Consider the following 24,693-nt stretch of genomic DNA (forward strand, 5'->3'; position numbering starts at 1 on the left):
GGGATAGAAATTTCGTAATAATTCCTCACTTAAAACCTCACTCAATACCTGTAAAATTAACCGATGACTTTGGACTGGATAAACCCCGCAGATCGGGTCATGCAACTACCGCCTTATGTGTTTGCGCGATTGGATGAATTGAAACTTCGCGCCCGTGAACAAGGCTTAGATTTGATTGATTTGGGAATGGGAAATCCCGGCGGTCCCGCCCCGGAACCGGTGATCGAAGCCGCCAAACAAGCCTTACATATTTCTGATCATCACGGTTATCCGCCTTTTGAGGGAACGGCGAATTTTCGCAAAGCAATTACTCAGTGGTATTTGCGGCGCTACGATGTTAAACTCGACCCCAATAGTGAGGCTTTACCGCTGTTGGGTTCAAAGGAAGGATTGACCCATTTAGCCTTAGCTTATGTTAATCCCGGCGATGTCGTATTGGCACCAAATCCCGCTTATCCGGCACATTTTAGAGGGCCGTTAATTGCCGGGGGAAAAATTCATAGTATACTGTTAAAACCGGATAATAATTGGTTAATTGATTTATCAACCATTCCCGATTCGGTTGCGGAACAGGCGAAAGTTCTCTTTTTTAATTATCCGAGTAATCCAACCGGCGCAACCGCACCGAGAGAATTTTTTGAAGAAATTGTTGCGTTTGCTCACAAATATCAGATTCTTTTAGTTCACGATTTATGTTATGCTGAACTCGCCTTTGATGGCTATCAACCCACCAGTTTGTTAGAAATTCCAGGCGGAAAAGAAATCGGCGTCGAGTTTCATACCCTTTCAAAAACCTATAACATGGCGGGTTGGCGGGTTGGATTTGTAGTCGGAAATTCAACCATTATTCAGGGGTTGAGAACGTTAAAAACCAACCTGGATTATGGGTTATTTGCCGCTTTACAAACCGCAGCGGAAACCGCTTTAAATTTGCCCGATTCTTATATTACCGAAGTTCAAAATCGCTATCAAAAACGGCGAGATTTCCTGATAGATGGGTTGGCGGAATTGGGGTGGACGGTTCCCAAACCTTTGGCAACAATGTATCTTTGGGTTCCCTGTCCGCCCGGAATGAGTTCGACGGATTTCGCCCTAACCGTTTTACAACAAACCGGGGTGGTGGTCACGCCCGGAAATGCCTTTGGAAGCGGCGGAGAGGGCTATGTAAGGGTGAGTTTGATTGCAGATTGCGATCGCTTGGGCGAAGCGTTGCGTCGGTTAAAAGAGGCAAATATTCGTTATCAACCGGAAGCCGTTGCCGCACCAATCCGATAATTTTTGACTAAAAATAAGCTTGATTGGTTAATATCAACTCCGTCAAAAAAGCGCATATTTTCTAAGTCAAAAAAGCAATTTTCGTAATTTTGAGAAACTTGATCGCGATCGCCCGACTCTCAAAGCTTCTCGGAAAAGTGCCAAGGCGACTAATCGTTAAGAGCGCATTATTAATAGTGTACATCAAGCTGGTGTGGGATATGAAAGCGAAGCCGGCTATTGGGCTTGATTCGTATCCCGCTTTTATTTTAGCCGCAGAAGATCTACAATCTCAGGTATTCTCAATAATTAAGCTCAATTACCCGACTCAGGAGACAACGATATGGAAGGTTGTACAGTAACAGACTTAAAAGTTCATAGCAAGCAAAACTGCTTTGTCCTCGATGCGGCGACCATGCAACGCATCCAAGAAGAAACCTCGGTTTCGACAACACTCGAACCCGGAACCTATGTGGTGAGAATTCGCAGCGGTGCATTTAACTATCGCGGTGAGGTGGCCCATTCCGGCGAACCTCTGGTCATGTTGTGGATTTATGGTGGCCGATTTATTAATAAAAAAACCAACATCGAAATAGAAGCCACTTGGTCAACTTTGAACGGAGATGACGATACACTCACCCTAGAAGTTCTACAAACCTGTAATCTCTGCGCTTTCTTCTTCGATACCTACCTCGAAGACAACGAAGGAGAAGTGACCATTTCGGTGGTGAAAATTTAACCCCAAACCCACGCCAAGAGTATCATCAAAAGTTCCTTTGCTGAATAACTCCATCAAAATCAATAGAAACGAGAAAAACCAAAAGATGAAAAATCTTTCGGTCAATCAAAAGAAAATCCGGTTAACCTTGGTATTTTCTTTCTCGCTTCTTCAGCGCTAAATCTGGGGTAGGAGTGTTGCAACTGGGGCGGGCTTTAAAATAGAAGTTCTCCATAACGCTCCGCTGAAATCTCAAATATTTTATCTTTACATTGACAGTTGTTAATCTATAACTCGGAAAAACAATGTCTCGCACTCGCAAAACATTATTTCAAATACCAGTGGTGCTACTGGCTTTAGCATCCACTCCCGGACTGTTCACGGTTTCTCTAGCATCATTTCTCAATCAAGCCGCTTTTGCCCAAACCTCCCAGGCGGAACCGTCAGAATCAGAAACAGAGCGAACCCTCACTCTACCAGAAACCTTCGATAATGATAACCCAACCTTCACCGTTCCCAAATCCTTAGCTGAGGATACATCCGTGACGGTGAACGGTTCGAGTAGCATGAGCGAAATTAACAAAGCCCTTCAAAAACGCTTTGTTGAACGCTTCCCCGATGCCCAAGTCGAACTCGCCGCCAGCGGCACCAACGAAGCCTTAGAAGCTTTAAAAGAAGGAAAACTGGATTTAGCCGCAGTCGGACGTCCGCTAACCGAAGAAGAAAAAGCCGCAGGGTTGGTTGCGGTTCCCATCGGTCGGGAGAAATTGGCAATTATCACCGGACCAAATAATTCCTTTAACGGCGATCTCACCTTTGAACAATTTGCGCGAATGTTTCGGGGTGAAATCACCAACTGGTCGGAGGTTGGCGGTTCCGACGGTGAAATTCGCTTCATCGATAGGCCCGGTGACAGCGATACCCGTCGCGCCCTGAGTACCTACGACGTGTTTGAAACCGCTGCTTTTACTAGCGGACCGAATACTATTCAAGCCTCAGAAGACCAAACCGACGCCGTTGTTGCCGAATTGGGTGATAATGGCATCGGTTATGCGATCGCCGACCAAGTGTTAAACCGGGATGATGTGAAAATTATCCCCATGCACAAAACCTTACCGGACGATCCGCGTTATCCCTATTCTCAGTATCGCAGCTACGTTTACAACGAAAACAACAAATCCCCCAAAGTTCTGGCATTTCTAGCCTTTGCCACTACCGCACCCGGTCAAGAAATTCTCGCCGAAACCGAAACCGAACAACCCGTTGGAGGGACCGCACCGGCTGCTGTGGTTCCGGCGGCACCCCAACAAACCGCCCAAGTTCCCCCTGCCGTCGAAGAACAAGCAGAAGAAGAAGAAACGGCAGGTTTTCCCTGGTGGATACTCTTATTGCTGGCAATTCCCCTGTTAGGCGGGTTAATTTGGTTGTTGTTTAAGGGGGGTCAAGGAGAACCCGTTGACGACAGCAGCGCCGCACCACCGACCGCTACAGGCACCGGAACAACACCTACCCCAACGACTCCAACAACTCCTCCCGCGACCGCTACAGGCACCGCAACAACACCCACCCCAACGACTCCAACAACTCCTCCCGTGACCGGAACCGAAACCGGAGTTACACCGACCGCTACAGGTGCAACGCCAGTCGCTCCCGGCACCGATATCAACTTTGTCACTCCCGGAAGCCCTAGCGGAACCTCCGTCGCTTCTGGAAATGTGGGTGTAACGCCTCCAGGTCTGGGAATTGGAGTGGTTGCAGGTGGACTCGCCGCCGGTGCCGCATGGTGGGCGGGACGCACGCCAAGCAGTCGGATTACATTCGCACTCGGCGACGATCAAAACGCCTATGCTTATTGGGTTGTACCCGATGGCGACAAGGATTTTGCCAAAGAACACGGCGGACAAAACCTGCAACTGCGAGTTTACGATGTCACAGATATTGACGAGCCGGAGGAGCAAGCGCCTCACGGGGTTCAAGTCTATGATTGTGAGGAGTCCAGCCAGGAACAACCGGTTTTGAACCTCGAAGGCAACCGAGAGTATATCGCAGAAATGGGTTATGTCACCCCCGATCATCAGTGGTTGATGTTGGCTCGTTCTAACCGAGTACAGATTCCGCTCACCGAGACCCCAACCGATGAAGCGACACCTAATCTGGGGTTGGCGGCCAGCGGAATGGATGCGGGAAGCGTTACCAATCTGATTCCGGTGTTAACGGCTTTTGGAAGTCATATGACTTTGAGAGTTGCAGATCATCATAGCGCCGATGCCGATTGGGAAGTTCCCGAGGGCGGAAAAACCGCAGCCAAAGAATATGGGGGACGATATCCCCAACTGCGAATTTATGATGTCACCGATATTGACGATCTCGATGCCGAAGCGCCTCACGATATTCGGGTTTATGATTGGGATGAATCGACTCAAACCCAACAATTTGCCGACTTAGATAGCGATCGCATTTATTTAGCAGAAATTGGTTACGCCACTGAAGACGATCGGTGGTTGAGGTTGGCCCGTTCCAACCGAGTTCGCATTCCGGTAGCCCAGACGATAACCGATGGAGCGATACCCGGTGGGTTAGTGGTTCCGGGGTTGATCGGTTTGGGAGGTGCGGCGCTGATTCCGATGTTAACCGCTTTTGGGAGTCATATTACCCTGAGGTTAACAGATAATCGTACTCTAGAGGCCGATTGGGAAGTTCCCGAAAATGCGAAAAATGCGGCCAAAGAATATGGCGGACGATATCCCCAACTGCGAATTTGTGATGTCACCGATCTTGACGATCTCGATCGCCAATCCCCTCACGATATTCGGGTTTATGATTGGGATGAATGGACTCAAACCCAACAATTTGCAGAGTTAGAAAGCGATCGCGTTTATTTAGCAGAAATTGGTTACGCCAGCGAAGACGACGGGTGGTTGAGGTTGGCCCGTTCTAATCGAGTTCGCATCCCGGTAGCGCCGACTTCCCTAGAGGAAATTATCCCCAATGCGGGGTTAGTTGTGACCGGATTGGATACCGGAACGGTTAGCGATGTGATTGGGCGGTTAACGGCTTTTGGAAGTCATATGACCCTGAGGTTAACAGATAATCGTACCCTAGAGGCCGATTGGGAAGTTCCCGAAAATGCTAAAACTGGAGCGATTGAATATGGGGGACGATATCCCCAACTGCGAATTTGTGATGTCACCGATATTGACGATCTCGATCGCGTTGCGCCTCACGATATTCGGGTTTATGATTGGGATGAATCGACTCAAACCCAACAATTTGCAGAGTTAGAAAGCGATCGCGTTTATTTAGCAGAAATTGGTTACGCCAGCGAAGACGACGGGTGGTTGAGGTTGGCCCGTTCTAATCGAGTTCGCATCCCGGTAGCGCCGACTTCCCTAGAAGAAATTATCCCCAATGCGGGGTTAGTTGTGACCGGATTGGATACCGGAACAGTTACCGATGTGATGGGGCGGTTAACGGCTTTTGGAAGTCATATTACCCTGAGGTTAACAGATAATCGTACCCTAGAGGCCGATTGGGAAGTTCCCGAAAATGCTAAAACCGGAGCGATTGAATATGGCGGACGATATCCCCAACTGCGAATTTGTGATGTCACCGATATTGACGATCTCGATCGCGAAGTGCCTCATAATATTCAAGTCTATGATTGGGATGAATGGAGTCAATCTCAACAATTTGCAGAGTTAGAAAGCGATCGCCTGTATTTAATTGAAATTGGTTACGCCACCGAAGACGATCAGTGGTTGAGGTTGGCTCGTTCCAACCGAGTCCGGCTTCCGGTAACGCAGACAACAACCGAAGAAGTCAGACCCGATACGGATGCGATCAGCGAATTAATGAGTGTCGGAGGTGCGGCGGCGCTGATTCCATTTTTAACCGCTTTTGGCAGTCATATCACGCTGTGGCTCAGTGATAGTCAGACGGCAGATTCGGAGTGGGAAGTTCCCGAAAATGCGAAAAATGCGGCGATCGAATATGGCGGACGATATCCCCAATTGCGACTTTGTGATGTCACCGATCTTGACGATCTCGATCGCCAACCCCCTCACAGTATACAGGTTTACGAATGGGATGAGTCGAGTCAATCCCAACAATTCCCCAACCTGGAAAGCCAACACATTTATCTCGTAGAAATTGGTTATGGAACCGAAGATAATCAATGGTTGAGGTTGGCTCGTTCTAACCGAGTCGTCACCCCTGCGGTTGAGACGTCTAACGGTGAAACTGCAACCCCCAGTCTGGGGTCAGTTGTCCCGACGGGGGTTGTCACTGGGGCGGCGGCGGGTTTAATTCCCCTATTGACGGAGTTGGGAAGCCAGATTACCTTCAATTTGGACCCGGAAGACGAGCAAACCGCAAATGTCGCTTGGGAAGTCCCGGATACGGCGCTCAGGGCGGCTCAGGAACGGGGCGGACGGCAAATGCAACTGCGAATTTATGATGTGACCGATGTGGTTGATTTAGACCGTCAAAGCCCTAACCGGGTGCGAAGATATGACTGTGAAGCATCGACAACCGAACGACGGGTTCCGCTTTTAGACCGAAATTGTGAGTATCTCGCCGAAATTGGTTATCTCACCGATGATGGTCAATGGTTGATGTTGGCTCGTTCTAACCGGGTGCGAGTTCCCGAAGTTCAGCCGGATGTGAGTGTAGCGGATACATCCTCCTCGGAGGCGGTTAACGTTCCCCTCAGTTCGCGGTTTCCCAGTTCAATGACTTTAATCCCGACCGGTTCGGGAACAGCCGATGTTCGTTGGGATATTGGAGAGGACGCCAAACAAGCGGCTAAACGCCAGGGCGGACGGAAGTTGCAATTGCGAGTTTATGATGTGACCGACATCAACGACTCCGAACCGGGTACGACGGTTGTTGAAACTTGTGAGTGCGATGAATCTGTTTTTGAATGGGAACTCGAACAGATCGGCGAACGGGATTATTTGACCGAAATCGGTTATGTTACCGATGATGGGGAATGGTTGATGTTGGCTCGTTCCAACCGGGTCCGAGTTGCTGACGCCAGTTCAACAGAGCAAGGCGTGGGCGGGAATTTGGGGCTAACGGGTGCGGGTTTAATCGGCGCCGGAGTTCTCAAGGGTAGCACCCTGATTCGCCGTCGGGGTGAGGCGAGAACCAGTTCGGTGACTATCATCCCGAGCGATAATCAAGCGGCTAATGTCTATTGGGAAGTTCCCGATGCGGTAGCCGAAGATGTTCAACAGCGGGGCGGACGTCAGTTTCAACTGCATCTTTACGATGTGACCGATATTCCGCCCGACTCGCTGGCAACCAACAGCGTTCAACAGTACAATTTTGAGCCGGTGATTTCCGAGCCGGTGGTTCTGGAGTTGGAAGGCAACCACGATTATATTGCAGAAATTGGCTACTTGACCGCTGACGGGGAATGGTTAATGTTGGCTCGTTCTTATCGGGTTCGCATTCCGGCTTCTACAAGTGTCGCTCCCGTTGAACCGACTCCAACCCGTCCGGAAATTGCCCTCCCCCAACCGGAAGTGGTTCCGACTCTCGACTCTAACCGCTGTCGGGTGAGTTTGATTCCCTGTGATAATGAGGCGGTTAATGTTTATTGGGAAGTTCCCGATGCGGCAGCCGAAGACATTCAACAGCGGGGCGGACGTCAGTTTCAACTGCATCTTTACGATGTCACCGATATTCGGCCCGACTCGGTAGCTACCAATAGCGTTCAACAGTACGATTTTGATGTTTCTCTGCCTCATCCGGAACTGTTACATCTCGAAGGCAACCACGACTATATTGCAGAAATTGGTTACTTGACGGAGGGCGGTCAATGGTTGGTTTTGGCTCGTTCTTATCGGGTTCGGGTTCCGGCGTCTACCAGTTCGGGTTTACCCGATGTCGGATTAATTGCAGCCGGCGCTACCCCGTCGGATTTGGCTTCTATTCCTTGTCGGATTGTTCTGACTCCGGGCGTTGAAGGGGCTATTGATGCTGAGTGGGATGTGCCGAATGCGGCGAAACAACTGGCGAAACAGCGGGGCGGCTATCAGTTTCAACTGCGGGCTTATGATGTGACTAATAGCCCGGTTGATATTTCGGCCAGTTCTTTGGTCGAACAATGTTCGATTGCTGAATCGATTTCTAGTTGGCAGTTTGAATTGGCTTTCCAACGGGAATATGTGGTAGAAGTCGGTTATCTGACGGAGGAGGGACTGTGGTTGCTGTTGGCTCGGTCTAACCGTCTGTATGTTCCTGTTGAGGAGGTCTCCGACGAAGAAGCGGGTTCGACTGCTGTGGCTTTCATCGCCGGGGCGAATTCTTTCGAGAGTTATATTACTTTGAGTCTCGGTGATCATGAGTTGGTTGATGCTCGTTGGGAAGTACCAAATGGGGCGAAAGAATGGGCCAAACAGCAGGGCGGTCAGAAGTTTCAACTGCACGTTTATGAGGTGACGGGTATTGATGTGGAAACTCAGTCGCCTCGCACTGTTCAACGGTACAATTGCAATGAGTTAATTAAACAGTGGCAGGTTCCTAATCTCAATGTTGATTGTGAGTATATGGTTGAGATTGGTTATGCCACGGATGCGGGCGAGTGGTTGATGTTGGCTCGTTCTAACTGCCTGCGGGTTCCGGCGACTTCCGGGGCGGTGAGCGATGTGACGGGGGTTTCTCCCCAGGTGGCGATTTCTGCTCGGATTACGTTGACGCTGAGTGATAATTCTAGTGCGGATGCTCACTGGGAACTCCCTCGGGCGGCGGTTAAAGCATCGATTGCCCAAGGCGGACAGAAGTTTCAATTGCGGATTTATGATGTCACCGGGATTGATTTGCAAACCCAGTCGGCGGAGAATGTACGGCGATACAATTGCCACGAGTTGATTCAACAGTTGCAAATTCCGAATTTAGAGGCTAATCGCGAGTATTTTGCCGAAATTGGTTATGTGACATCGGATGAGCAGTGGTTGATGTTGGCTCGTTCTAATTCGGTGCGGGTGTCGGGGTCGGATTTGATTAATCAGACGACGTTGGGAACGACGGTTCCCAGTATTAGCACGGTTTCTCAGGTGGTTAGTCAGGGAATGATTCCCGCTGTCGCCACCACGCCCCAAGCTGTGACTCCGGGTAATTGTGCGATTGAACATTTGACGGTTCACAGTCGCCGCAATTGTCATTTGCTCGATGAAGAACGGATGAGACGGCTTCAGGAAACGGCGGTTTCTCAAACTTTAGAACCGGGTCTTTATGTGATTCGGATTAAAAGCGGTGGGTTTGGTTATGGTTCTGAGGTTTCTCCTGTCGGTGAACCGATGGTGATTTTCTGGATTTATGGCGGGACGGTCATTAATAAGAAAACTCGGGTTCCGGTGGCGGCTACTTGGTCCACGTTGAATGGTTTTCACGATTCGTTAACCTTGGAGGTTCGGGAAACGGCTACTTTATGTGCGTTTTTCTTTGATACTTATCCTGAGGATAATCAGGGTGAAGTGACGGTTTCTGTGGCTCGATTGTACGATTTTGACTAGATTTTAGCTGAAATTTAAACCTTTTTCTCCCGTTTTGAGAAACCTATCTAAGCGGGAGATTTTTTTCGTCTGGCCGACCGGTTTTGCGATCGCTTTTTCCGGTTTCTAAACTTGACTTATCAAATTTTATTGAAAAACAAAAGAAGGTTAAACTCGGAAAAAATTAAACCAAAATTTAATCTGATCTGCTCGAAAAATTAGAGAGAAAATCTCTCTCAACTAGAAAAACTGTGATAAAATTATGAATTAAAACAACGATCAGTTCAAACCGAGTCATTAGCATCTATTCTATATTAACAATCACAAGGCAAAAATCTCATGCGATTTTTAGTCGTAGAAAATGATGAAGCACAAGCTCATCAAATCAAAAAGGCATTGGTAGAACAGGGCTATGTCGTCGATGTGGTTATAGATGGCGAACAGGGGTGGGCTTATGTGGAAGCTTTCACCTACGATCTGTTGCTGATCGATTCTAGCTTACCCGAACTTGACGGAATCGATCTGTGTCGGCGTATTCGCCAACAAGCCTACACCGTTCCCATTCTGCTTTTAACCGTTCAAGACAGCAGTACCGATCAAGTGGCCTGTTTGGAAGCGGGGGTTGACGACAGGCTCGTTAAACCTTTTACGAAAGCGGAACTGTTTGCACGGATTCGGGCTTTGTTGCGTTCTCCTCGCAAAGCAAATACTCCGTTGCTCAAATGGCAGGATCTACGGCTCGATCCGGTGTCTCGGGAAGTCACCTACGAACAAGAACCTCTATCGCTTTCCCCGAAAGAATACAGCCTGTTAGAACTGTTTCTTCGCAACCCCAAACGAGTTTTAACCCAAAGTACCATTTTAGAACACCTGTGGTCTTTTGAAACTCAGCCCAATGAAGACACGGTGCGAGCGCATATCAAACGCTTACGACGCAAACTCAAAAAAGTGAATGCTGAAAAAATGATCGATACCGTTTATGGAGTCGGCTATCGTCTCAAACCCCTGGCGGAAAATCCTTCTCAACCCCAGAGCGCCCTCGCTAAACAGACCGACTCAAACCCTCCTCAAAAAGATTTATCTATCGATAGCGCTTTTGAAGGGACTTCTGTCTCTGCAAAAGTCGATCTGGCTGACTCTTGGGAACGATTTAAGACGCTGATTTTAAATCGGATTAATACTTTAGAACAAACCATCACCTCTGCACAAACCCCGACTTTAACGCCTCAATTGTGTCAAGATGCAGAACTGCAAGCCCATAAACTGGCGGGTTCGTTGGGAATGTTTGGGTTTAAATCCGGATATCGACTCGCCCAACAAATCGAACAGTGGTTCATTAACGCTCGCGAACATCCTGACATTCCGACTGAGATTGAAACGGTAAAAACCTTAATCGCTCAACTCCATCAAGAACTGCAACAACCTCTAGATTGGTTAGAAGAAAAAACTCCATCTCATCTGCATGAAAATTTAATTTCGACCTTGCAAAGTGCCACCAATTCGCCGACTCAATATCGAATTTTAGTGGTTGATGACGATCTGGAACTGAGCGAACAATTACAGCGGGCGGCGATCAATTGGAACATTCAACTGGATGTCACCTCAAAACTGGAAAAAGCCCGTCTAATTTTGCAGGAAAATTCCCCTCCCGATTTGGTTTTGTTGGATCTAGTTTTTCCCAATCATCGAGAGGGGGGATTTATATTACTCCAAGAATTGAAAGATCAATTTCCCGAGTTACCCGTATTAGTCTGGACTGTACGGGATGATATCACCGGCCGCGCCGCTGTCGCCCGTTTGGGGGGAAATGCTTTTTTATCGAAGTCGGTGCCTTGCGATCAAGTTTTAGAAACGATTAAAGATATTCTGCAATCGACGCCAACGGCTTCAACTCAAATTTTGGCTGTCGATGACGATCCGATTACCCTGAATCATTTGTTGCAATTGTTGCCGTCTTATGGTTTGGAAGTCACCCCTTTAGCCGATGCGCGTTTATTTTGGGAAACGCTGGAAAAAACGACGCCGGATCTGGTAATTTTGGATTTAGAAATGCCTCATTTTAATGGGGTTGAACTTTGTAAAACGGTTCGGACCGATCCGAGTTGGAATGCTTTGCCGATTTTGTTTCTTTCGGCCAGAAAAGATCCGAAAACCGTTCAAAATATTTATCAAGCTGGCGCCGATGATTATATTTCTAAACCTTTTGCTGAAGCGGAATTAATTACTCGTATTTTTAACCGTCTCGATCGCATTCATTTGTTGCGGAGTTTGGCGGAAACAGATCCGATTACGGGTTTGGTGAACCGTCGCCGTTCTACTCACGATTTGAATCGATATTTACATCTGTCTCAGCGTCATTGTCAGCCTTTTTCTTTGGCTTTAATTGCTCTCGATCGCTTTCAATCGATTAATAATCAGTACGGCTACGGCGTGGGAGAAAATGTGATGAGACAGTTTGGACAGGTTTTACTGCATCAGTTCCGAGATGAGGACATTATCGCTCACTGGGGAGGTGAAGAATTTTTAGTCGGGTTGTATGCCAGCCACAAAGCCGACGGTTACAAGCGAATTGCTCAATTGTTAGAGTTGATCGAAAGAACGGTGTTTCCGGTGGCCGATCACGTACAGATCCAGATGACGGCTAGTGCGGGAATTGCCACTTATCCCGAGGATGGAACTGATTTGTCGAGTCTCTATACCGCTTCTAATGCGGCGCTGTATCAAGCGAAGGCGGCGGGGGGAAACTGCTGTTCAACCATGTCTGGCTTTTCTCAGTCAGAGTTGGGCTAACACGGGTGGAAGTGGAAAAGCATTTTTTTTTGACATTACTCAAAAATCAAGTGTATATTTTCAACGATTTTTTCGGTACAACTTTACTGGGCCGATCGCGATTCAATTGTGACAAACCTGTGAAAGTTTGGGGATTCTGTAATTCTTGATTTAACTTGATGATAGAGAATGAAAATCGCAATTTTATTGGAAAATAGAACAGAAAATGATCACCAGTCAATTGATCGCAATGAAACGACGAATCTTAGTCATTGATGACGAGGAAGATATTCGGGAACTGCTGCAATTGAGTATAGAAATGAGTAGTAGTTGGGAAGTTTTTACGGCAGGTTCCGGTCAAGAGGGTATAGAAATGGCTCTGACTTATCAGCCAGATGCGATTATCTTAGATGTGATTATGCCCGATATGGATGGGCCAACTACTTTCCAATTGTTGCAAGAAAATCCTGAAACTCGAAATATTCCCGTGATTCTGCTGACGGCTAAAGTGCAAACGGATGAAGAAGCCCCCTATGGCGATCTCGGCGTTAAGGCGGTTCTGTCTAAATTGATTAATCCTTTGCATTTTGCTGAACAATTAGCGGCGGTTTTGGGGTGGTGAGCGGGATGGGAAAAGCAATTGCTACCGATGATAATTTCAGGTGATTGTTCTTCAGTTTCTCGACGATCGCGATCGCCAGACCATCCCCAAGCGATGGCGTCCAGATGGGGGATAGAATTAAGCGTTAACCGGGTATAATCAAGTCAAATCTCGACAAGTTCTCGGATTGAATTGGTATTGAATGGACTGGGTGTATCAATTAGAGGAAAACTGCTGGCTGAGTAATGAAGTGGCGGTTTGACTGTCTACGGGACGGGAAAATAAATAGCCTTGAGAATAGGGACAGCCCAACTGCTGGAGTTGAAGCCAATGTTGTTGTGTTTCCACTCCTTCTGCAATCACTTCAACGTTTAAGCTGTGAGCAAGCATTAGAATTGCTTCGATCATTTTCCATTTTCCGCTTCTGACAAAAGAATTATCAATTTTTAAGACATCAATCGGCCAGTCTTGCAGGCGGGCGAGACTGGAGTAGCCGGTGCCAAAATCATCAATGTGTAACCGTACCCCTTGCTGTTTTAAGTTCTCTAAGTTGGCGATCGCGGTGGGAGAATTGTCTAAAAAGGCGCTTTCGGTAATCTCCAGTTGTAAGAAATGGGGATTGAGGTGAGTGTCTTGGAGAATTTGCTGGACCCGTTGACTCAGTTGAGGATCGGATAGCTGTAGGGTTGACACATTGACGCTCATGTTTAATGATGAATCTAGGTCAAATTGATTTTGCCAGATTTCTAATTGCTGACAGGCTTCTTGGAGGACCCAATCTCCGATGACTTGAATCAGTCCGGTTTCTTCTGCTACAGGTATAAATTCTACGGGTGCAACCCAACCCCTGCGGGGATGTCGCCAGCGAATTAAGGCTTCAAATCCCGCGATCCGGGTGCTGGTGTTACAGATGATCGGTTGATAAAATAAGATAAATTCTTGTTGTTTTAAGCCTTTGTGGAGTTCTTTTTCCAAACGAAAGCGTTCGATCACTTCCACTGATGAGATTGGAGAGTTTAGGGGTTGATTTTCTAGCACTTGAGACAGGCGAAGCAGGCGATTGGTATTGTTGAGCGCAATTTCTAACAAACGCTGCCCTTTCCCGGATAAGGCGCCAAGCTGTCCGGTTTCTAGGAGTCGCAATGCGGCTTGAATTGAGGTGATTGGTGTCCGCAGTTCGTGACTAATTAATTGATTGATGTTCTCTAAGGAGTCTGTCGAGGTTTCTTCTAAGTTTGGATCTACTGTTGATTGTGTTGCCGGGGTAATTTTAATCAAGGTCATTGAGGTTCTCCAAATTTTAATCCGAGTTTTTTGAGCTTAAAACTCTTTTCTTATAGGTTGTTATAAAGCAGTTGATAGGGTATCGATCGCCTGGTTTTTAACGGCTACTCGTTTTAAGTATAACCTGGAAATAGGTGTCGGGTGAATTCTTCGTTTTTGGGGACAGAAAGAAATTTTTTATACATTTAATAGTTTTTTTAAGTGCAAAGGAATCTCTTTCAGTATAAAAGAGTTTTCTGGAATGGTTTTATTCTGAATCTAAATTTAATGTAAAATAAAATGTGGCTCCTTGCCCTTTCACCGATTCGGCCCAGATTGTCCCTTGATGGCGATGAATAATCCGTTGGACGGTTGCCAAACCAATTCCCGTCCCCGGAAACTCTCCCGAGGAATCTAACCTTTGAAAAGGTCTAAATAGTTTATCGGCTTGAGACATATCAAAACCGACGCCATTATCTTGAACGAAGTAAATGGGAGAAATCCGAGGGGGAGAAGAAAGATTTTCTGAGGTTGAACTTCCTTCTTTGCTGTGAGAGTTTACCGGCGTTCGATTGCCAAATAAAATCCCAAATTCGATTTGAGTCACTTTTTGTTTGGCGGTATATTTCCAAGCGTTAGACATTAAATTTCCCAAGGCAATCTTTAAAAGTTGCTTATCTCCTTTCACCCGGAGATTTGGCTTGATTTTAAACTCGACTTTCCGCCGTGAATCTTGCTGGCTTAACTCCTCAGCAATTCCTCTGATGAGATGGCTTAAATCGACCGGGGTAATACAAATCTCATTTTGTTGAACCCTCGATAATTCCAGCAAATTCTCTATTAATTTATCCATGCGTTTAACGGCTTTCCGAATCCGTTTAATATAAGAGATTCCTTGGGGACTCAGTTGTTCGCCGCATTCTTTTTCGAGAAAAAAACTAAAGCCATCAATGCTTAATAATGGGGAACGTAAATCGTGAGAAACGGTATAACTAAACGCTTCTAATTCGTGGTTCAAGCTTTCTAACTGTTTCGTGCGTTTTTCGAGTTCGGCGTTGGTGATTTCTAGCTGAATTTTTTGTTGTTCAAGTTCTTCTTGAGTGCGCTTGCGTTCTATGGCATAACAGAGCGAATAAATCAATAGTTCTCCAATTGCTAATTCTTTTTTAAGATAGTCTTGGGCGCCGAGTCGCACGGCTTGAATCGCCATTTTTTCATCGTTCAGTCCGGTTAAGACTACAATGGGTAAATGATTGGCTTTCGACAAAATATCTGTAAACGTGTCCAGTCCTTGACTATCCGGCAAAAATAAATCGAGTAAAATAATGTCAAACCTATTTTGTTCTAAACAAGAAAAAGCATCGGTTAATCGTTCCACAACCGTCACTTTAAAGTTCATTTTATGACGTTTTTTTAGGCTTTCTTGAATCAGAAAGGCATCGCCGGGATTGTCTTCTACTAATAGAACTTTAATTAATTCCTGATACATCAAGGGTTCTCCGATGAGGTCAATAGAGGGTTAATTATATGAGGGCGAGGCAGGGTAAAATAAAATGTTGAGCCTTGTTGACTATGGGAATCAACCCAGATGCTGCCCTGATCTAACTCAACTATTCTTTTGGCGATCGCGAGTCCCATTCCAATACCGGGATAATTTTGGCGGGGGTGAAGACGCTGGAAAATGTCAAAAATAGCCTGATGATATTTGCTGTCAATACCGATGCCATTATCCTGAACAGAAAAAACCCACATTTCGGTTTGAGGTTGAACAGCAATTTCAATTTGAGGAGGGCGATCGCTGCAATATTTGATGGCATTTTCAATTAAAATAGAAAACAACTGAGTCAGTTGTTGGGGATTTGCCATCACCTCGGGTAGAGGGGTTGTCTGAATTTGAGCTTGGGTTTGGACGATGAGCGATTCTAAGTCCATTATCGCCTGTTTGAGACAAATTTGAGCATCAGTGGCTTGAGGGGGTTGATAGTGGGTTTTCAAGCGACAATAGACGAGCAAGCTATCGATCATCTGTTGCATTCGGACCCCACCATCAACCGCAAAATGAATCATTTGATGGGCGCCCGAGTCGAGTTCTTTCGAGTACCGTTGGGCGAGTAATTGATTACAATTGACAACCATTCGCAAGGGTTCTTGTAGATCGTGAGCGATGCGATCGAGCAATTTTTGCAGTTCTATTTCTTTTTCGTTTATAACGGTTGGGGGAGGCTCAATATCGCTTTGAGGAGGGATGGAGTTTTTTAGGGTTAATAAGGCACAACATTCTTGACCGGCGATCGCAGAAACAGGAGTCAGAGACACTTGGACGAGGGGTGACTGTTTTTGTGGAGAGTCGGCGCTATTGGGCTGCCATTGGTGAGACAATAGTGTAAAGTGTACTTCCCTTTTTTGCTGAAAGACTTGATGCCAGCAAGATTGAAACGGCTCGGGGTTTAAGTGAGAAAAATGAGCAAATAATGAAGTTCCGACAATTTCCGGCTTGGAAATTTCGGTGTATTGTTCTAAGTAACGGTTCCAAAATAGAACAGTCCAGTCGGAGCGGAGCAAACACAAACCCACCGCAACACCATCCAAAATTTTATACTGTCGGGTAATGTGTTCGAGTTGATCATACATAGTCAATAAACAGATGTTTAAACATTAACTTGATCGGCTTGCAAGGATTAAATCACTTTTGAGGAGTTCGGCACTCCTCCCGGTAAATTTTTTACACTTGAGCCAGAGATTTTGCTAGATTTGCAGTTGGTTAGATCTATATTATATGTAACACCAGATTTTTAAAATCAACAAAAGGAAACTGCATATGAATTATAACTCTTGTCAGGCGACTCTCGAAATTCTTATTGTAGAGGATAATCCCGGTGATATCTTTCTGACTCAGGAAACCCTAAAAAATTTAAAAATTCCGAATCGCATACACGTTGTTCGCGATGGAGAAGAAGCCCTAGCATTTCTCCATCAGCAGGGTGAATATCAAACGGCTCCCCGCCCTGATATTATTTTACTAGATTTGAATCTTCCCAAACGAAATGGTCGGGAAGTTTTAGAAGTGATGCAGGGTAACCACACTCTCAAGGAAATTCCCGTGATTGTACTGACGACTTCCCTGGCTGATCGGGAGATTTTCAAAGGTCAAAATCTGCGGGCGAACTGTTACATTCCCAAGCCCTACGATCTGAGTCAATTCGATCAGATTGTTCGTGCAATAGAACACTTGGGTTAATTTACTCTAAAATCCTCTCTGGGTCTATATCTGTTAGGAAGGCAAATTTTCGATGTTTTTTTTCACCGTATTTTTAGCGAGTTTCTCACAATATTTTCTGTCCGCAAGTTCGGCTGCACCCTTAATTATTAGCTGGAAACTTGCTCCATTAACAGATGCTTTAATTGCGATCGCCTTTTATGCTTTACCGTTGGCGATCGCTTTGGGAATACAGCGGCGCAAAAACACACCCTTTCAAAAAGTCTTGTTCCTGTTAAGTTTACTAACCCTTTGCATGGCGACGACTCATGCTGCTGCTATGGCGATGTGGTGGTATCCGCTCAATCAATTCTTAATGCTAATCAAAACCATCACAGCCCTGATGTCTTTTCCCATTGCATTAAAAATTATTTCTCATATTCCCCAAGTTGTAGCCATACCCAGTCCCCGCCAATTAGAAGAAGCGAACCGGGCTTTACAACGAGAAATTATGGAACGTCAACAAGCAGAAGCGGCTTTACGAAACTCAGAAGAACTATTAAGAGCAACCTTTGAACAAGCCGCTATTGGTATTGCTCGTGTTGGACTCGAAGGGGAATGGTTACAAGTCAATCAAACTTTTTGTAATCTGGTTGGATATCATCGGGAAGAACTTCTAAAATTGAAATGTCAAGATCTCACTTGTCGAGAATGTTTAGAGAATAAGAGTGACTCTCTACAACCTCTCTTATCGCAGCAGGTTCCTAGCTATTGTTTAGAAAGATGTTTAGTCCGCAAAGATGGAACTCATGTTTGGGTTCATTTTTCGGTTTCATTGGTACGCGATCGCCACAAAAAACCCGTTTATTTTATTGCGGTGATCGAAGATATTACTCAGCGCAGACAAGCCGAAGCCGAAATCAAAAACTTGAATCAAGAACTTGAAAAACGGGTGGAAAAGCGCACGGCTGAATTACAGGAAATTAATAAAAACTTAGAATCGGAAATCATCAAGTGTAATCTGATTGAACAGCAATTAAATCTCACTCAAGAACGTCTTCAATTTTTACTGAGTTCGAGTCCGGGTGCTATTTATACTAGCACAGCCACAGGAGATTATGGTGCGACCTATATGAGTCAGACCATCGCAACAATTACGGGTTATCAAGCTTACGAATTTGTCGAAAATTCTCAGTTTTGGGCGGAGCGAGTTCATCCCGATGATGTGCGGGAAACTTTTGCTTTATTATCCCAAGTTTTAGACACGGGAACGGAGATTCTTGAATACCGATTTTTACATAAAAATGGTACCTATCGCTGGATACGAGATGAAATTAAATTGCTTTGCGATCAAACCAATCAATCGACTGAAATTATTGGCTATATGATTGATATTACCGAACGCAAACAAATGGAAGAAGCGCTGCGGGAAAGTGAGGAACGTTTTCGGTTAATGGCTAATAGCGCACCCGTGTTAATTTGGATGGCGAATGCTGAGAGAAAATGTACTTTTTTTAATCAAGTTTGGCTCGATTTTACCGGACGAACTTTGGAGGAAGAATTGGGCGAGGGTTGGATGGTAAATGTACACCCTGATGATCTCGATCATCTCCTCAGAAGTTGCCCCTCTCACTCGGGACGACAACCCGAACCTTTTATGGTTGAATATCGTCTCAAAAGTTGGGATGGAAAATATCGCTGGATTTTAAATAAAGCGGTTCCTCGCATGACTGCGGATGGCAATGTTTCGGGATATATTGGGTCTTGTATTGATATTACTGAACGCAAACAAGCCGAAGAACAATTGTTTACCCTAAACCGAGAGTTGCTTCAGTCAAACCGCGAACTTGAACAGTTTGCTTATGTCGCCTCTCACGACTTACAAGAACCCCTGCGAATGGTGAGTTTGTTCACTCAGTTGTTGGCTCAAAAATATGAAAATAATCTCGATGAAGATACTCAAACTTATATTAATTATATCCTGGATGCTGCCAGCAGAATGCAGCAGTTGATCAAAGATTTATTAGCCTATTCCCAAGTGGGAACGAGTAAGAGTACAGCCAATTTTAAACGGATTGATTGCAATCAAGTTTTACAAAAAGCTTTGCAAAATCTACAATTGGCGATCGCAGAAAGTAATGCAATTATTGATTCGTCACCCTTACCGACTATAATTGCTGATGAACAACAGCTAGTTATTTTACTGCAAAATCTCATCGGTAATGCGATTAAATATTGTCATCCTGACGTTTTACCCCATGTAGAAATTGCGGTAGAATCTTATTCCAGTGCGGAAAATAAACGGGAATGGTGTTTTAGTATTAAAGATAATGGTATTGGCATTAACCCCCAATATTTTGAGCGAATTTTTAAGATTTTTCAACGTTTACATCACGATCAAGAATATCCGGGGACGGGTATTGGTTTGGCAATTTGTCAAAAAATTGTTGAACGTCATGGCGGACGAATTTGGGTTGAGTCTGAAGCCGATCAAGGTTCTACGTTTTATTTTACCCTTCGCTATTAACAACTGAAGCGCAACGCGGGCGGGAATAGGGAACAGGCAACAGGCAACAGGGAACAGGAAATTAAAAACCTCTCTCAGTAAAGGTTTGAGAGTTTCTCAATTTCATCAATTTGTCCATATACCCGTGCGACCTGTTATCAAACATAAATACACTCCGTTGTTGCGCTTCAGCACTCTAAAAAAGTAAATGTTTTTCACTTCCCAAACTTTAACTTTATGCCAGTAAATTTTGAATTTTTTTTGCGCAAAAGCACAACAACGAGCGCTAATTTTAACGAATTTTATCAAATCAAACAGAAACTCTCTCCCACAGAAAAGCGATCGCCGTATTAAGATAGAATGTCTGGCCTATTAAAAAACTATCCCTTGCGATGAGTCGTCTATTTTTCCCCGTCTCCGTGTTGTCTGTCGCCCTATCTGTGACATTCGCCGCCTGTAGCCCCCAAACGACCCAAAACCAAACCTCAACAGGCGATACAGACACGTTACGCCTGTTATATTGGCAAGCGCCAACCATTTTAAACCCTCACTTGGCGACGGGGTTTAAAGACTTTGACGCCGCCCGTATTGTTTACGAACCTTTAGCCAGTTACGATCAAAATGATCAACTCATTCCGTTTTTAGCCGCAGAAATTCCAACTGTAGAAAATGGCGGAATTGCTAAAGATGGAAAATCGGTGACTTGGAAACTCAAACAAGATGTAAAATGGGCGGATGGTGAACCATTTACGGCCGAAGATGTTGTCTTTACCTATCAGTTTATTACCAACCCCGATGTGGCGTCAGCCAGTATTGAATATTACTCAACCATTGAAAAGGTAGAAGCCCTCGATAATCATACCGTAAAAATTACCTTTAAAGATGTTAATCCCGGTTGGGCGGTGCCGTTTACGGGTCAAAATGGGATGATTTTACCCGAACATATTTTTGCTGAATATAACGGTGCCAATATTAGAGAAGCGCCCGCCAACCAAAAACCCATCGGTACCGGCCCCTATCAAGTGGTTGAATTTAAACCGGGAGATATTATTATTTACGAACCCAATTCTAATTATTGGGATGAAGGAAAACCTTATTTTGAACGAATTGAACTCAAAGGCGGGGGCGATGCGGTTTCGGCGGCGAGGGCGGTGTTACAAACGGGGGATGCTGACTACGCTTATAATTTACAAGTGGAAGCGAATATTTTAAAACAGTTGGAAGGGGCGGGAAAAGGAAAAGTTGTGGCAAATTTTGGGCCGTATGTTGAACGAATTATGATTAATTTTACCGACCCCAACAAAGCCACCGCAGAGGGAGAACGTTCGAGTGTTGAATTTCCCCATCCTTTTTTTAGCGATAAAAAAGTGCGTCAGGCGTTTAATTTGGCGGTGGATCGCGATACCATTTCTAACCAACTCTACGGCCCGACCGGTCGGCCAACGCCTCAACTTTTGGTGGCGCCGCAAACGTATCAATCGGATAAAATTAGTTCAGAATTTAACTTAGAAAAAGCCGCTAGTTTGTTAGATGAAGCGGGATGGAAAGATAGCAATAATAACGGAATTCGCGATAAAAATGGCGTGGAAATGCAGGTAGTTTTTCAAACTTCTGTTAATCCGGTGCGACAAAAAACGCAAGAAATTGTCAAACAAGCGTTAGAATCTATCGGAGTCGGAGTCGAACTTAAAAGTATTGATGCCAGCGTATTCTTTTCGGGAGATCCGGCAAATACGGATACTTTAAATCATTTTTATGCCGATTTACAAATGTTTAATACCGGCAATGATAGCCCCGATCCCCAAGCGCATATGAAATGGTGGACTTGCGAAGAAATTGCTCAAAAATCTAACAATTGGCAAAAACCGAATTATGCTCGCTATTGTAACCCGGAATATGATCAACTATGGCAACAAGCGAGTACGGAACTCGACCCGCAAAAACGGGCGGAATTGTTTAGAAAAATGGATGAATTATTACAGGCAGATTTTGCAGTAATTCCCCTTGTCGATCGCGCAAATACCCAAGGCGTCAGCAACCGTTTAAGCGGGGTTCAACCCTCCCCTTGGGATGCGAACACTTGGGATATTAAAAATTGGCAACGTTCATCCAATTAAAGCAATAGACAATAGTAGAATTCAGATCGTCTCCGATGAATCAATTATGATTATGTTGGGGCGATCCTCATTACAGTTTACAGTTATCAATTCTCAGTATTTTCAACAATCACCTGTTCACTGTTCACTGTTCACTGTTCACTGTAAGGCGCCCCAATAATACGCACGGTTGATCGAGTTTTAAATAATAAAGATACACCCATTAAGGATAGAAACTCAACTTAGGCAGTCCTAAAGTTTCATCCCATCCCATCATTAAATTAAGACATTGTACACCTTGTCCGGCTTGACCTTTAATTAAATTATCAATTACCGACATCACAATGACTCGATTTGTGCGCTGATCGACTTCTACACCCAAATAACAAAGATTCGTTCCGCACGCCCATTTTGTTTGAGGATAAGTTCCACCCGGTAACACTTTTACCCAAGGAGAATTTCGATAAAAAGCGCTGTAGATGGTAATTAAATCTTCCCGCACCAATCCCGGATCTCGCAGCGTTGCATAAACCGTTGCTAAAATTCCCCGCACCATCGGAATTAAATGCGGTGTAAATTGAACTTTAACATCATGTCCGGCAAGATCGCTACAAATTTGTTCAATTTCGGGGGTATGGCGGTGATGTCCGGCGACTCCGTAGGCGGAAATTGCGCTATCGGCTTCTGCGTGTAAAAGATTGGTTTTCGCCTGACGTCCGCCCCCAGAGGTTCCCGATTTTGCATCAACAATGGCGCTATCGGTGGCAATTAATCCCTGTTTTAATAGCGGAGATAAAGCTAATAAACTCGCCGTCACATAACAACCCGGACACCCAATTAATTGAGATTGAGCAATCCGATCGCGGTACAATTCCGGTAAGCCATAAACTGCGGTTGAAGCGATCGCTTTATCATCTCGTTCTCCCCCGTACCATTTTTGATAGGTATCGAGATTAAAAAAGCGATAATCGGCCGAAAGATCGAGAACTTTACATCCCTTTTCTAACAGTTTGGGTGCCATTTTCCAGGCCAAACCATTGGGGAGAGATAAAAACACCACGTCACACTGATTGGCGATGTGATCCAAATCAATTGGCTCGACCATTAAATCAATGCAGTGACTCAAGTGAGGATATAAAGTATAAAAAGGTTTTCCCGCACTGCTATCTCCTCCGAGATAGACAATTTTCACGTTGGGATGATCTTGGAGTAAACGCACCAGTTGAACGCCACCATAACCGGACGCCCCAACTATCCCCACCCTTACTTGTTCTGCATCTCCCATATTTTTGAACTCCTGTGTGATGTGAGACAACAATAACCTAGTTGTTGACGCATTTTAGTATCAAACTGCTATATGATGCCGTATTTTGTTCCCATTTGGCGACTAGAATTGTAAATTACTAATTTACAATATCATCCCAGTTGCTCGACGGTGGCGCTCGTTACAGATGGAATCCGATCTCTTGTAGGGTTTGCCGGAGGCGTTGGGCTTCGATGGGATCGCTTTTTTGGTAGAAGGCGATCGCGGTTTTGAAGGCTTCTAAACCGCTGAGGACTTTACCCGCACTTAAAAGGGCGACACCCAAATTCTGATAGGCTTCTGGATAGTTGGGATCGAGTTGAATGGCTTTTTGATAGGCGGCGATCGCTTCGGGATAGTCTCCCATTGCTCTGAGGGTCATACCCAAGTTATAGTATCCTTGGACGAAATTCGGATCGGTTTTCAAGGTGGTTTCATAGGCGGCTTTTGCTTCGAGTAAATGTCCGGTATCTTTTAACAAATTGCCCAAATTGTTGTAAGCGCCGAGTTTGAGTTGCGGTAAAATATTCGCCTTGATCGCCATTTCATAATGGTGTTTGGCTTCGGCGAGATTTTGTTTTTTTCGATGGGCAATTCCGAGATGATAATGGAGTTCATACAACAGAGAATCATCCGCCTCTCCCGGCTGATATTTGGCATAAATATTCAGTTGGTTGAGTCCTTTGGTTAGCAACTCCAAGCCCTTAGAAAAATCTCCCATTTCTACATATAAGGCACCCAATTTACTGGCGACATAGGGATCGCTCGGTTGTTGGGCGAGATAGCGTTGCATCGCTTGTTTGGCGATTTGTTGTTTATTGCGTCGGGCGATGGTATCGGCTTGATATCCTTCGTGTAAAATAGCAACGTCGGGTAAAGAGCCGATTTTCCAGCGGCATTCTTGTTTTAAAATCTGGCTGACACTATCATCAACCAGAGCATGGTAGGGACGATTAAACTGGATTTGGGGATGGTTTCTAAACAACCTAGAAACTAAGGAATAAGGGGATTGAGAGGCCCTAATTTCTTGTCTGACCAAGTTAATCATCAAACAATTTTCTTGGGCGATCGCTTGTTTAATTTGAGGAACAATGCTAGGAACTAATCGTTCATCTGCATCCAACACTAAAATCCAATTCCCCGTGACATATTTTAAGGCGACATTGCGAGCGGCGGCAAAGTCATCGCACCAGTCAAAATAATAAACTTGCGCCCCCCATTCTTTAGCAATTTCGGCGGTTCTATCGGTTGAACCCGTATCAACGACCACCATCTCATCGACAACACCCTTGACGCTTTGGAGACATTGCGCTAAGTTCTCCTGTTCGTTTTTAACAATCATGCAAAAACTTAAACTCATAGACTCAATTGTTTTTTTACTTCAGTTTTGGACTCAATAGAGAATAGTCTAACCTTTTATCAATCTATCTTTTGACTGAAAACAGCTAGAATATTTTTCCATGAAAAACCCCCACTACTATTAATAAC

13 protein-coding genes are annotated in these 24,693 nt (G+C 45.1%); 8 read left to right on the forward strand and 5 right to left on the reverse strand.

The window, feature by feature from the left end; all coding sequences use genetic code 11:
* Positions 1-63: 63 nt before the first annotated feature.
* From ACL6C3_RS10880 to ACL6C3_RS10900, 5 genes are all read left to right on the forward strand, one after another.
* Complete coding sequence (locus ACL6C3_RS10880; RefSeq protein WP_413167190.1) at positions 64-1,275, forward strand: aspartate aminotransferase; 1,212 nt, start codon at positions 64-66, stop codon at positions 1,273-1,275.
* Between the two features lie 322 nt (positions 1,276-1,597).
* Entirely contained in the window at positions 1,598-1,993 is a 396-nt protein-coding gene (locus ACL6C3_RS10885; RefSeq protein WP_413167191.1) for a hypothetical protein, read from the forward strand.
* 284 nt (positions 1,994-2,277) lie between these two features.
* Positions 2,278-9,492, forward strand: a complete 7,215-nt coding sequence (locus tag ACL6C3_RS10890) for a DUF4912 domain-containing protein (protein ID WP_413167192.1) — start codon at positions 2,278-2,280, stop codon at positions 9,490-9,492.
* A 318-nt stretch (positions 9,493-9,810) separates the two neighbouring features.
* Positions 9,811-12,261 carry a response regulator gene (locus ACL6C3_RS10895; RefSeq protein WP_413167193.1) on the forward strand — a complete coding sequence of 817 codons (2,451 nt, stop codon included), beginning with the start codon at positions 9,811-9,813 and terminating at the stop codon, positions 12,259-12,261.
* Positions 12,262-12,490: 229 nt separating this feature from the next.
* Positions 12,491-12,862: a response regulator gene (locus ACL6C3_RS10900; protein ID WP_413167194.1), complete on the forward strand. Its 372-nt coding sequence runs from the start codon at positions 12,491-12,493 to the stop codon at positions 12,860-12,862.
* Positions 12,863-13,057: 195 nt separating this feature from the next.
* Here ACL6C3_RS10900 and ACL6C3_RS10905 read toward each other — a convergent pair whose 3' ends face one another.
* The 3 genes from ACL6C3_RS10905 to ACL6C3_RS10915 all read right to left on the reverse strand — a co-directional run bounded on the left by ACL6C3_RS10905 (position 13,058) and on the right by ACL6C3_RS10915 (position 16,735).
* On the reverse strand, positions 13,058-14,125 hold the full coding sequence (locus ACL6C3_RS10905) for an EAL domain-containing protein (RefSeq protein ID WP_413167195.1): 1,068 nt from the start codon (positions 14,123-14,125) through the stop codon (positions 13,058-13,060).
* A gap of 247 nt (positions 14,126-14,372) precedes the next feature.
* Entirely contained in the window at positions 14,373-15,593 is a 1,221-nt protein-coding gene (locus tag ACL6C3_RS10910; protein WP_413167196.1) for a sensor histidine kinase, read from the reverse strand.
* Positions 15,593-16,735, reverse strand: coding sequence for an ATP-binding protein (locus ACL6C3_RS10915; protein ID WP_413167197.1), 1,143 nt, complete (start codon positions 16,733-16,735; stop codon positions 15,593-15,595). Before ACL6C3_RS10915 ends, ACL6C3_RS10910 begins: the two co-directional genes overlap by 1 nt.
* A 187-nt stretch (positions 16,736-16,922) precedes the next feature.
* Between ACL6C3_RS10915 and ACL6C3_RS10920 the strand changes: the two genes are divergently transcribed.
* The 3 genes from ACL6C3_RS10920 (at position 16,923) to ACL6C3_RS10930 (ending at position 21,923) form a co-directional block, all read left to right on the forward strand.
* Entirely contained in the window at positions 16,923-17,342 is a 420-nt protein-coding gene (locus ACL6C3_RS10920) for a response regulator (RefSeq protein WP_413167198.1), read from the forward strand.
* Between the two features lie 52 nt (positions 17,343-17,394).
* Entirely contained in the window at positions 17,395-19,827 is a 2,433-nt protein-coding gene (locus tag ACL6C3_RS10925) for a PAS domain S-box protein (protein WP_413167199.1), read from the forward strand.
* 371 nt (positions 19,828-20,198) lie between these two features.
* On the forward strand, positions 20,199-21,923 hold the full coding sequence (locus ACL6C3_RS10930) for a peptide ABC transporter substrate-binding protein (protein ID WP_413167200.1): 1,725 nt from the start codon (positions 20,199-20,201) through the stop codon (positions 21,921-21,923).
* Between the two features lie 202 nt (positions 21,924-22,125).
* Here ACL6C3_RS10930 and argC read toward each other — a convergent pair whose 3' ends face one another.
* Both argC and ACL6C3_RS10940 read right to left on the reverse strand, forming a co-directional pair.
* Positions 22,126-23,187 carry an N-acetyl-gamma-glutamyl-phosphate reductase gene (gene argC / locus ACL6C3_RS10935; protein WP_413167201.1) on the reverse strand — a complete coding sequence of 354 codons (1,062 nt, stop codon included), beginning with the start codon at positions 23,185-23,187 and terminating at the stop codon, positions 22,126-22,128.
* 160 nt (positions 23,188-23,347) lie between these two features.
* The gene (locus ACL6C3_RS10940; protein WP_413167202.1) at positions 23,348-24,565 is read right to left on the reverse strand and encodes a tetratricopeptide repeat protein; all 1,218 of its coding nucleotides are present in this window, start codon (positions 24,563-24,565) and stop codon (positions 23,348-23,350) included.
* Positions 24,566-24,693: the final 128 nt, after the last annotated feature.

The sequence above is a fragment of the Capilliphycus salinus ALCB114379 genome, from assembly GCF_047276495.1.
In the GTDB taxonomy this organism is placed as follows: domain Bacteria; phylum Cyanobacteriota; class Cyanobacteriia; order Cyanobacteriales; family Microcoleaceae; genus Capilliphycus; species Capilliphycus salinus.

Bases quoted from the DNA above. Each gene is read 5' to 3' on its own strand.
- ACL6C3_RS10900 (WP_413167194.1), top strand. From the start codon at position 12,491: ATGAAACGACGAATCTTAGTCATTGATGACGAGGAAGATATTCGGGAA.
- ACL6C3_RS10890 (WP_413167192.1), top strand. From the start codon at position 2,278: ATGTCTCGCACTCGCAAAACATTATTTCAAATACCAGTGGTGCTACTG.
- ACL6C3_RS10925 (WP_413167199.1), top strand. From the start codon at position 17,395: ATGTTTTTTTTCACCGTATTTTTAGCGAGTTTCTCACAATATTTTCTG.
- ACL6C3_RS10885 (WP_413167191.1), top strand. From the start codon at position 1,598: ATGGAAGGTTGTACAGTAACAGACTTAAAAGTTCATAGCAAGCAAAAC.
- ACL6C3_RS10940 (WP_413167202.1), bottom strand. From the start codon at position 24,565: ATGAGTTTAAGTTTTTGCATGATTGTTAAAAACGAACAGGAGAACTTA.
- ACL6C3_RS10880 (WP_413167190.1), top strand. From the start codon at position 64: ATGACTTTGGACTGGATAAACCCCGCAGATCGGGTCATGCAACTACCG.
- ACL6C3_RS10910 (WP_413167196.1), bottom strand. From the start codon at position 15,593: ATGTATCAGGAATTAATTAAAGTTCTATTAGTAGAAGACAATCCCGGC.
- ACL6C3_RS10915 (WP_413167197.1), bottom strand. From the start codon at position 16,735: ATGTATGATCAACTCGAACACATTACCCGACAGTATAAAATTTTGGAT.
- ACL6C3_RS10895 (WP_413167193.1), top strand. From the start codon at position 9,811: ATGCGATTTTTAGTCGTAGAAAATGATGAAGCACAAGCTCATCAAATC.
- ACL6C3_RS10930 (WP_413167200.1), top strand. From the start codon at position 20,199: ATGAGTCGTCTATTTTTCCCCGTCTCCGTGTTGTCTGTCGCCCTATCT.
- argC (WP_413167201.1), bottom strand. From the start codon at position 23,187: ATGGGAGATGCAGAACAAGTAAGGGTGGGGATAGTTGGGGCGTCCGGT.
- ACL6C3_RS10905 (WP_413167195.1), bottom strand. From the start codon at position 14,125: ATGACCTTGATTAAAATTACCCCGGCAACACAATCAACAGTAGATCCA.
- ACL6C3_RS10920 (WP_413167198.1), top strand. From the start codon at position 16,923: ATGAATTATAACTCTTGTCAGGCGACTCTCGAAATTCTTATTGTAGAG.